Source organism: Candidatus Eisenbacteria bacterium, assembly GCA_016867495.1.
In the GTDB taxonomy this organism is placed as follows: Bacteria; Eisenbacteria; RBG-16-71-46; order CAIMUX01; family VGJL01; genus VGJL01.
Window position 1 is genome coordinate 1 of record VGJL01000099.1, and the last position, 9,781, is coordinate 9,781.

7 protein-coding genes are annotated in these 9,781 nt (G+C 66.3%); 6 read left to right on the forward strand and 1 reads right to left on the reverse strand.

The window, feature by feature from the left end:
- Window positions 1-65: 65 nt before the first annotated feature.
- The 6 genes from FJY88_09375 (at window position 66) to FJY88_09400 (ending at window position 8,849) form a co-directional block, all read left to right on the forward strand.
- Window positions 66-1,034: a hypothetical protein gene (locus tag FJY88_09375; GenBank protein MBM3287540.1), complete on the forward strand. Its 969-nt coding sequence runs from the start codon at window positions 66-68 to the stop codon at window positions 1,032-1,034.
- A gap of 44 nt (window positions 1,035-1,078) precedes the next feature.
- On the forward strand, window positions 1,079-2,251 hold the full coding sequence (locus FJY88_09380; GenBank protein MBM3287541.1) for a DNA polymerase IV: 1,173 nt from the start codon (window positions 1,079-1,081) through the stop codon (window positions 2,249-2,251).
- Between the two features lie 149 nt (window positions 2,252-2,400).
- Entirely contained in the window at window positions 2,401-3,009 is a 609-nt protein-coding gene (locus tag FJY88_09385) for a TetR/AcrR family transcriptional regulator (protein ID MBM3287542.1), read from the forward strand.
- A complete protein-coding gene (locus tag FJY88_09390; protein ID MBM3287543.1) occupies window positions 3,006-4,499 on the forward strand; it encodes a TolC family protein in 1,494 nt (497 codons plus the stop codon). Before FJY88_09385 ends, FJY88_09390 begins: the two co-directional genes overlap by 4 nt.
- Before the next feature lie 11 nt (window positions 4,500-4,510).
- A complete protein-coding gene (locus FJY88_09395) occupies window positions 4,511-5,641 on the forward strand; it encodes an efflux RND transporter periplasmic adaptor subunit (GenBank protein ID MBM3287544.1) in 1,131 nt (376 codons plus the stop codon).
- A gap of 73 nt (window positions 5,642-5,714) precedes the next feature.
- Entirely contained in the window at window positions 5,715-8,849 is a 3,135-nt protein-coding gene (locus FJY88_09400; GenBank protein ID MBM3287545.1) for an efflux RND transporter permease subunit, read from the forward strand.
- Window positions 8,850-8,958: 109 nt separating this feature from the next.
- Here FJY88_09400 and FJY88_09405 read toward each other — a convergent pair.
- Window positions 8,959-9,781: hypothetical protein (locus FJY88_09405; GenBank protein MBM3287546.1), on the reverse strand; the 823-nt coding region annotated here is incomplete at its 5' end.

Genomic DNA, 9,781 nt, shown 5'->3' on the forward strand with positions numbered 1-9,781 from the left:
GCGCGGGAGGGGCGCCCGCGAGGCTCTGGTGGAGCGCTGGGAGACCTGTTCGCAAGGAGGTCGCCATGTCTCGTTGCCGTAGCTCTCTTCCGACGGCGGTGTTCACGATGGCCCTACTCGCCTTGGCGATCCTACCCGCCGGAGGAGTATCCCCCGCGGGGGAGAAGACGCTCGTCCTTCCGTTCCGAACGATCGGAGTCAGCGACACGACGGCGGCCGTCGCGCTCGATCTCTTCGTCGAGGAGCTCGAAGCTGCAGGCCTCTCCGTCATCCCTCCCCGCTCGATCGCGCCGCCTCTTCCGGTCGGGGCCGATGCCTGCGATGAGATCTCCTGCGCCCTCGCGCTGGGGGCCCGGCACGGGGCGGAGAGGATCATCTACGGCTCGCTGAGCAAGCTCGGGGACAAGATCGTGGCTCGCGTCTCCGGCATCCGGCCGGGCGAGGAGACCCCGTCCTACAGCGACAGGATCTCGGCAATGACCGTGGAGGATCTCGATGTCGTGATGAGTCGCGTCGCCGAGGGGATCGGAGTCCAGGCGGGAATTCTGTCGCCGACGGGGGACAGTTACGGCGGAGCGGATCGTCTCACGGACCTCCGCGCCGTCTTCAAGTACGAGGCGAGTCAATTCCTGCTCACGACGACGACGGTGGCCGGCTTCACCTGGGGCGACGGGCAGTTCGAGTGGACGATGCTCGATGTCTTCGGCGGACCCGTGTTCGGTAAAGGGGACGTCGGGGCCTATGTCGGGGGAGGGTTGGGGCTGCACATGCTCCATGTCGAGGGCCAGCCGATCGAGAAGACCCACGGCGAGCCGCCCTACCAGTACACCTGGCTCGAGACCCCCGAGCAGAACGCCACGGCGCTCACGGCGGATCTCGGGGTGGGGTTGTTGCTTCTTAGGACCTACTCGTTCCACATCGTGGTCGATCTCCGCTACCACCATGTCTTCGAGGAGTTCGAAGAAGTGGAAGCGCCGGAGAAGCCAGGGAAGGGCGCGAGCGGCTTCCGGCTGACTTTCGGGACGAGCCACTAGCCGGCACGGAGGGCGCGGGACGGGGGCCCGCAAGGGGGGACGGCATGGGAGAGCGCTGGATTGCCCATGTCGACATGGACGCCTTCTACGCCGCGATCGAGATCCGGGACGACCCTTCACTCAGGGGAAAGCCTGTCGTCGTGGGGGGATCCTCTGCCCATCGAGGGGTGGTCTCGGCCGCCTCCTACGAGGCCCGCAAGCACGGGATCCACTCGGCCATGCCGATGGCTCGGGCTCAGAGGCTCTGCCCGAAGCTTGTGAGAATCCCAGTAAATATGAGTAAATATAGTCATGAATCCGATATGATCATGACGATATTCCGCCAATTTTCACCCTTAATAGAGCAGCTTTCCCTCGATGAGGCATTCCTCGACTTGACGGGGACCGAGGGAATCTTGGGCCCTCCGCTGGATGCCGGAAGGAAGATCAAGGAGGCGGTAAGCGACGCGACCAGGCTCACGGCATCGGTCGGGATCGCGCCGGTCAAGTTCGTCGCGAAGATCGCTTCCGACCTCGAGAAGCCGGACGGGCTCGTTGTCGTCGGCCAAGGCGAAGTGGAAGCGTTCCTCAGTCCTCTGCCCCTCTCGCGTCTCTGGGGCGTCGGCCCCAAGAGCCTCTCGGTCCTCCGCGGCCTCGGACTCGAGACGGTCGGGGATCTCTCCAGGTATCCGCGGGAAGAGCTGGCGCGGCGCTTCGGCGCCTCGGGCTCGCATCTGCACGATCTCGCCTGCGGTCGGGACGAGCGCTCGGTCGTCCCCGAATGGGAGGCGAAGTCATACAGCCATGAGGAGACGTTCGCATCGGACCAGTCCGACGCGACGTTCCTCAAGGCGGTTCTACTGGACCAGGCCGGCCGCGTCGCCAGGCGGCTGCGCCGGGCCGGCGTCGCGGGGAGAGTGGTCGCCGTGAAGATCCGCTGGGGGGACTTTCGGACGATCACGAGGCAGAGAAAGATGCCCGCGCCGACCGTCCTTGGGGAGAGGATTTACGAGGAGGCCGGTGACCTGTTCGACAGGGCATGGGACGGCCGGCCGATCCGGCTCCTCGGCGTCGGGGTCAGCGGGATCGAGCCTCCCGAGGAGGAGGGCATGCTCTTCCCGCCGCAGCGGCCCGACGCGAGGAAGCTGAAGCTCGAAGAGACGATCGATCGGCTCTCCGAGAAGTTCGGCGCCAAGAAGATCGTTCGCGCCCCGACCCTGCGGCTGGGGGAGGAGTGACCGACCCCGACGCGGGGCGTTCCGCGAGGCATGATGGTCCCCGACGCGCGGCGTCCCGCGAGGCATGACGGTCCCACGACGCATGCCCGGGCCCCTTGACCTGCTTCCCCGCCTCCCCTAGGCTGACCGAAAGGTCAGGGGAGATAGGGATGGGAGTGGGCGGGCAGGTCGCATGTCAGGGCGCGCGGGACCGGATCCTCACGGCCGCGGCCCGACTCCACGCGCTTCGGGGCTACGACGGCACGTCCGTTCGAGAGATCGCGGAGGCCGCGGGCGTCACGAAGCCGCTCATCTACTACTACTTTCCGTCGAAGGAGACGCTCTTCGCGACGCTACTGCACGACGCGGTGGAGTTCGCCCTGAGCGGCGCGCGGGAGATCTTGCTCCAGGAAGGCTCCCCGAGACGCCAGTTCATCGAGCTGATCCGCTCTCAGGTGGCGCTCGCCCGCGAGTTTCCGGAGATCTACGCCTTCGTCCACGAGGCTTTGACCATGCCCGGGCCGCTCCCTCTCGGGTTCGACTACAGGCAGGATGGCCGGCGATTGATCGAGGTGTTCCACCGGGTCGTGGAGGAGGGAAGGCGCGCGGGCGAGTTCCGCGATGTCCCTCCGGAAGTGGTGGTCGCCATGCCGCTCGCCGTCCTGGGGATCTATGTCGCGAAGGTCCTCGCTGGGGAGATCCCCGCGATACCGGAGCGCATGGAGGAGAGTCTGTCCGATCTCGTTCTGCGCGGTGCGGAGGCGCGCGCTTGCCAATGAAGAGACGATCTCCTGGGATTTCCCTCAGTCCGCTGTTGGCGATTCTCCTGGGCATGGCCGCTGTCGGGCCGGCGTCGGCTGAGACCGACACCTTGCGCCTCACTCTCGATCAGGCGGTCGAGCGCGTGCTCGGCCTGGGAGAGGAGATGAAGCTCGCAGACGCGGATCTCGCGAGCGCGAAGGCGCAGTACCTCCAGGCCCGCGCGACGGCGTTGCCTCAGATCTTCGGAAGCGGCACCTACACGCGCCAGATCGAGAGCATCTTCCGGATGGAGGGGGACGGGCCGGGGTTCGATCCGTTCGAGCCCGACACGCTCGCGCCGCTGGAGGACCGCGTGCGGGATCTGGAGCAGGCCCTGCCCGGTTCGGGGCTCGCCGGACTGGCGAGCCTCTTCAGCTCGACAGCCTTCGGAAGCGAGAATAGCTGGGTCGCGTCGGTCGGGGTGACGCAGCGCCTCATTCAGGGAGGATCGATCTGGGGATCGATCGCGGCGGCGGGACACGCGATGAGAGCCGCGCGCGAGATGAAGCAAGACAGGGCCGATGAGCTGACCCTCGCCGGACGGGCCGCCTACCTGGGAGCCCTCCTCGCCGACCGCGGGGTTCGCATAGCAGAGCTATCGCTCGATCAGTCGGAGTCTCATCTTGAGCGGGTGCGGCTCCGGCAGCAGGTGGGAGAGGCGTCCGAGTTCGAGTTGTTGCAGGCCGAGGTGGCCACCGGCAACCAGATCCCGATCGTGAAGATGGCGAAGGCCGCCCGGGAGACCGCCTACCTCGAGTTGCGCCGGTTGGCGAATCTCCCCCGCTTGGCTCCGCTTCGCCTCGAGAGCCCCCTCCTGGATGACGCGGCGGTCCCAACCGATCCGGCCGCCGTCGACACGACCGGGCTCGAGCAGGATGCCCTGAGGACTTCGGGTGTGAAGGCGCTGGACGAAGTCCTCCAGGCGCGCGAGGACGCCGTGCTGGTGGCGAAGAGCGACCTCTGGCCCGACTTGAGCCTCTTCGCGAACTACTCGCGCCAGGCCTACCCCGACGATCTTCTCCCGAAATCGGACGAGTGGGCCAAGGACATCAATGTGGGAGCGAGGGCGGTCTGGAACGTCTTCGACGGATTCCGCACGAAGGGGTACATCCAGCAAGCGAAGGCGCAGCGGAGCGTGGCGCGACAGAACCTGAATCAGGTGCGCGAGCTGATCCAGCAGAGCGTGGTCCAAGGCCGCCTCGAGCTGGAGCGCTCCTCCTCGGATCTGCACGCGAGGGGACAGACGGTGCGACTCGCTCGAAAGGCCTACGAGCTTGCCGAGCTGCGATATGAGGAGGGGGCCTCGAGTCTCCTCGAACTGAACGACACGCGCATCGCATATCAGATCGCGCAGACGAACGAGGCGCAGGCGCGCCATGACTACTTCCTGGCGCTCGCTCGCCTGGAGCGTCTGTCGGGTAGGCCCCTATTCACATCGACCGTGCAGGCCGTGGGCCTGTCGCGCTGAGGAGCTAGGGTTTGAAAACTCGAGCGAAGATCACACCGATTGGAGTCGTCCTCCTTGGAATCCCGCTCTGTATGGGGGCGTGCGGCCTATCCAGCTGCGCGCGCAAGTCGGCCGAATCCCGATCAGCGGAGGAGCAGCAGGCTGTCCTTGTCAGCGCGGCCGATCTGGCCGTGGCCGAGACGCGCCGGCTCGAGGCGGGGATCTCCTTCTCGGGCGAGCTGCAGCCGACCGAGATTGTCGAGGTGGTCGCGAGGTTCGACGGGGATCTCGAGAAGGTCCTCGTCAAGGAAGGGCAGGCGGTGCGCAAGGGAGAGTCGCTCGCCGTCTACAAGCCGCGGGACATCAAGGACGCCGAACAGGCCGCGGAGGCCGAGTGCCAGGCGGCGGCATCGGGCCTCGTGGCCGCACGGAACGCCGAGCAGCGGGCGCGCCGGCTGCTGGACGCGGGCGCCGCGTCTCCGAGCGACATGGAGGCGGCCGAGGCCGGGCGGGCGGCGGCCGAGGCGCGCGCGAGGGCCGCGGAGGCCTACCGAAACAGGGCCCAGGACGACGCGGAGAGGCTCGCGGTCCCGAGCCCGATCACCGGGCAGGTCAGCAAGGTGATGGTTCACAGCGGCGATCGCACCGCAATCGGCGACCGCCTCGCCCAGGTCGTCGACAACTCGGTCCTCGAACTCTCCGCCACCGTCGCGTCGGAGGCCCTCGGCCTCGTTCGCCGCGGCGCTCCGATCCGCTTCCGCATCGACGCGTTTCCAGGAGAATCCTTCGAAGGGAATGTCGATCGGGTCAATCCGACGACGGAGCCGGGAACCAGGCAGATACGCGTCTACATGCGGCTTCCCAACCCGGATGGAAGGTTGGTCGGCGGCCTCTTCGCCAGCGGCCGTGTCATCGATGAGACGCGGGAGGGGGCGACCGCGGCCCCGCTGGCGGCCATACGCAAGGAGGGGCAGGAACAGGTGGTCTACCGCCTGGAGAAGGGCGTTGCCCGGCGGGTCCCGGTCCGGATCGGACTCGTCGATGAAGAAGCCGGAGTTGGGGAGATGATCGGTCAGCTCGCGCCCGGAGACTCGTTGCTGACAGGTGTGTTGCCGGGTCTGCGCGACGGAGTCGCGATCAGGATCCTGCGCCGGACCGACTGAGGCGCTCGCATGGCACACCTGCCGGGATTCGGTGTAGCGCTGTGGCCCGCTGGGAATAGGGTGGAGGGTTCGCATGTTTCTCTCTGACGTCTCGATCAAGCGGCCGGTCTTCGCGACCATGATGATGCTCGCCCTCGTCACGCTGGGGCTCTTCTCCTACAACAGGCTGGCGATCGAGCAGTGGCCCGATGTCTCCTTCCCCTTCGTTCTCATCCAGACGCCCTATCCGGGCGCTTCTCCCGAGACGGTCGAGCGGGACGTGACCCGGCGGATCGAGGAAGCGGTGAATCCGGTCCAGGGAGTCAAGTCGCTCACCTCCACCTCCCAGGAAGGGCTCTCGACGATCTTCATCGAGTTCGAGCTCAATATCGACGAGATGGATGCGCAGCAGGATGTCCGGGCGAAGATCGATCAGATTCGCAACATTCTCCCTGCGGAGATCGAGACGCCTCTCGTGCTCCGGTTCGATCCCCAGGAGATCCCGATCGTCTCTCTCGCGCTCAGGTCCGATGTCCGCTCGCAGCGAGAGCTGACCGCGATCGCGGACGAGACGATCCGCAAGGAGATCGAGGGGATCGACGGCGTCGGCCAGGTGACGCTGATCGGCACCGAGAAGCGGGCTGTCGTCGTGAATCTGGATCCCGAACGGCTCGCTTCCCGCGCCGTGACGGTGCCTCAGGTGATGGGTGTTCTGCGGGCGGAGAACATGGAGGTTCCGGCGGGGAGGCTGGAGCTGGGTCCGGACGAGAAGCTGGTGCGCGTCGCCGGAAGAATCGAGGAGCCCGCCGACTTCAACAAACTGATCGTGGACGTGAGGGGAGGCGCGCCGATCCGTCTGGGCGACGTGGCGAGCACGATCGATGACGCGGAGGATGTGCGTTCCGCGGCGCTGCTCAACGGCGCTCCGGCGATCGGGATCGACATCCGGAAGGTCTCCGGAGCAAACACGGTGGAAGTCGCGGAGCGGATCAAGGCGAGGGCGGAGACCCTGCGGCAGGGGCTGCCTCCCGGCGTGGATCTGACGGTCGTCCGCGACAACTCCACGTGGATCCGCGACTCGGTCGAAGACGTCAAGATGACGATCATCCTCGGAGCGATCCTCACCGTGCTGGTCGTCTTCGTGTTTCTCAACTCCTGGCGCTCGACGGTGATCACCGGCCTCACCCTGCCGGTATCGGTCATCGCCTCCTTCCTGGCGATCTATGCCTTCGGCTTCACGCTGAACATGATGACGCTGATGGCCCTCTCGCTCGCGATCGGGATTCTGATCGATGACGCGATCGTCGTGCGGGAGAACATCGTCCGCCACGTGGGAATGGGCGAGAGCCATCGCGCGGCCGCGATGCGCGGGACGAGCGAGATCGGTCTGGCGGTGCTCGCGACGACGATGGCCACGCTCTGCGTCTTCGTCCCCGTCGCCTTCATGGGGGGGATCGTCGGGAGGTTCTTCAGGGAGTTCGGGCTCACCGTGGCGAGCGCGGTGGCCGTGAGCCTCTTCGTCTCCTTCACTCTCGATCCGATGCTCTCCTCCGTCTGGTACGACCCCGTCGCCGAAGGACACGTGGGGCGGGGCCCCATGGGTCGAATCCTGGAGCGGTTCAACAACGGCTTCATCGGTCTGGGGAAGCGCTACCGCCGCGTCATAGGATGGGCCCTGGGCCATCGGAAGTGGACGCTCGGGATCGCGGCGCTCGCGTTCGTGGCCGCGCTGGCGCTCTTCCCTCTCATAGGCGGGACCTTCATGCCGGCCTCGGACGAGGAGCAACTCGCGATCATCGTCAAGACGCCGGTCGGATCGACCCTCGACTACACGCGCGATCGCGTCCGGGAAGTCTCGACGCTGCTCAGACGCCACGACGAGGTCTCCTATACATACGAGACCGTGGCAGGGGGATTCTCCGCTCAGGTCAACGAAGCGGAGATCTATGTAAAGCTCACTCCAAAGACAGATCGCGATCTCTCGCAGCAAGAGCTGGCCGGCGTCTTTCGGAAGGAGCTGGGCGGCCTTCGCGGCTTCACGGTATCGGTCCTCGACGCCGGAGGCTTCGGCGGGGCGACGAAGCCGATCGAGATCTATGTGAAGGGAGATCAGATCGATGAGCTCCGTCGCATCTCGACACAAGTGCTCGATATCGTGCGGAGGACTCCGGGCGCGATCGAGGCGGAGTCCGGGCTGGAGGAGGAGCGGCCCGAGGTCAGAATCGACGTCCACAGGGACATGGCGAGCCAGATGGGGATCGGGATCGGCTCGATCGCCTCGACCATACGGCCGGCACTGGCCGGGCAGACCGCTTCCACATGGGAGGACCCCGCGGGCGAACAGCACGATGTGATCGTCCGCCTGCCGAAGGTCGAAAGGGCGTCGGTCGACCAGCTCGCCGCCCTCCCGCTCGCTGCCGGGGTCTATGATCCGGAAACCGGCGCTCCTCGGATCGTCCGGCTCGCGCAGGTCGCCTCCTTCAAAGAGAGCGCGAGTCCGCAGAAGATCGACAGGCGCGACATGAGGCGCGTCGCGATGGTCTACTCGAACTTCGACGGGGTGACGCTCACGGAGGTGAGCCGGGCGATCGAGCGCGAGGCGCGCAAGCTCGCCATGCCGGCGGGCTATAGCATCTCGCTCGGAGGCGAGACGGAGATCTTCCGCGAGACCGTGAGGAACATCGTGGAAAGCCTGATCCTCGCGATCATCTTCATCTACCTCGTGCTGGCGAGCGAGTTCGGGTCGTTCCTGCAGCCGCTCGCGATCATGTTCTCGGTTCCCCTGTCGCTGGTGGGGGTCCTCATCGCGCTTCTCATGACCGGGACGACCTTCAACCTGATGAGCATGATCGGGCTCATCCTGCTCGCCGGTCTCGTGACCAAGAACGCGATCCTCCTGGTCGACTTCGCGAACCAGGGGCGGGAGAAGGGGGCCGATCGGGTCAACGCCCTGATCGACGCGGGGGAAGTCCGGCTAAGGCCCATCGTGATGACGACCCTCGCCATGATCTTCGGGATGATGCCGCTGGCCCTGGCGCTCGGTCACGGCGCCGAGTTCCGCGCGCCGATGGCGCGCGCGGTCATCGGGGGACTCATCACGAGCAGTCTCCTCACGCTGGTCGTGGTTCCGGTCGTCTACACCTTGTTCGATGACTTCGGCGAGAAGATCAAGGGCCGCCTGACGCGCGCTGAGCGCCTGAGGAAGGGTCGGGGTCCGGCGGTCTCCTGATCTCTCAGCGGAGGCGGACGTCGGCCGCGCCGACGGCAATGTGGAACCAGCTTCTCTCGGAGTTCCGCAGGTCGGCATAACGATATCCGACGAATCCTCCTTTCGTTCCTCAATCGCCGGGCAAGAGCCTCTCGACCTCAGCGGCCTCCGGAATCCTCCCCCACCACGCTTCAACGACTCGTCCCTCTCTGATGAGGAAGCAGGAAGGGAGCGATCTGTAGTAGGCGCGGAGCCCCCTGGGAGAGGCGTATGCCACCCGGAAGGCAGGAAGATTCTCGAGCCGCCAAGCCGATGCCTGTTGCCTGGAGCCCGAGAAGACCGCCGTGATCCTGATGTCCTTGCGGTCCCGCGCGAGCCCGTTCAGGCGGGGGATCGCCTCCTTGCACGGGGGACAGTCCTCCTTCACGAGCGCGAGGAGTTGCCACCCTTCCATGAGGGAGCCTGGCAGGTCCTCGACCGGGAGATCCTCGAGGCTCGCGCCCGCGCGGATCCCCGTGACGAATCCGTCGGCCGGCAGGCGGGAGCCCAAGGCCGTGAAGACGATCGCGATCGGCAAGAGGATCGCGCCGATCAAGATGCTGGGTCTCGGCGTGCGAGCGCCTCGCAGGAGCAAGGCCGCGGCGGCCGAGACGCCGATCAAGAGACTGTCCTCCACGATGACATTGCCGGGGCCTCGATTCGCCACACGGCCGAAGCATCCGCACTCCTTCGTGTTGCCCGAGATCCACGCGATGGCCGTCGCGCCGATGAAGCCGAGCATCAACGCGATGAATGCCAGATGCGTCATCCCGGGCCGGATCCTGAGGAGGAGCCCGAGACCGATGACGGCTTCGACCGCGACGAACAGATAGGCGAGAGGCAGGGACCAGGAAGAGGGCGTGAGCTTGTACGCGCCGATCTGATCGGCGAAGAGCGCGGGATCGAGGCCTTTC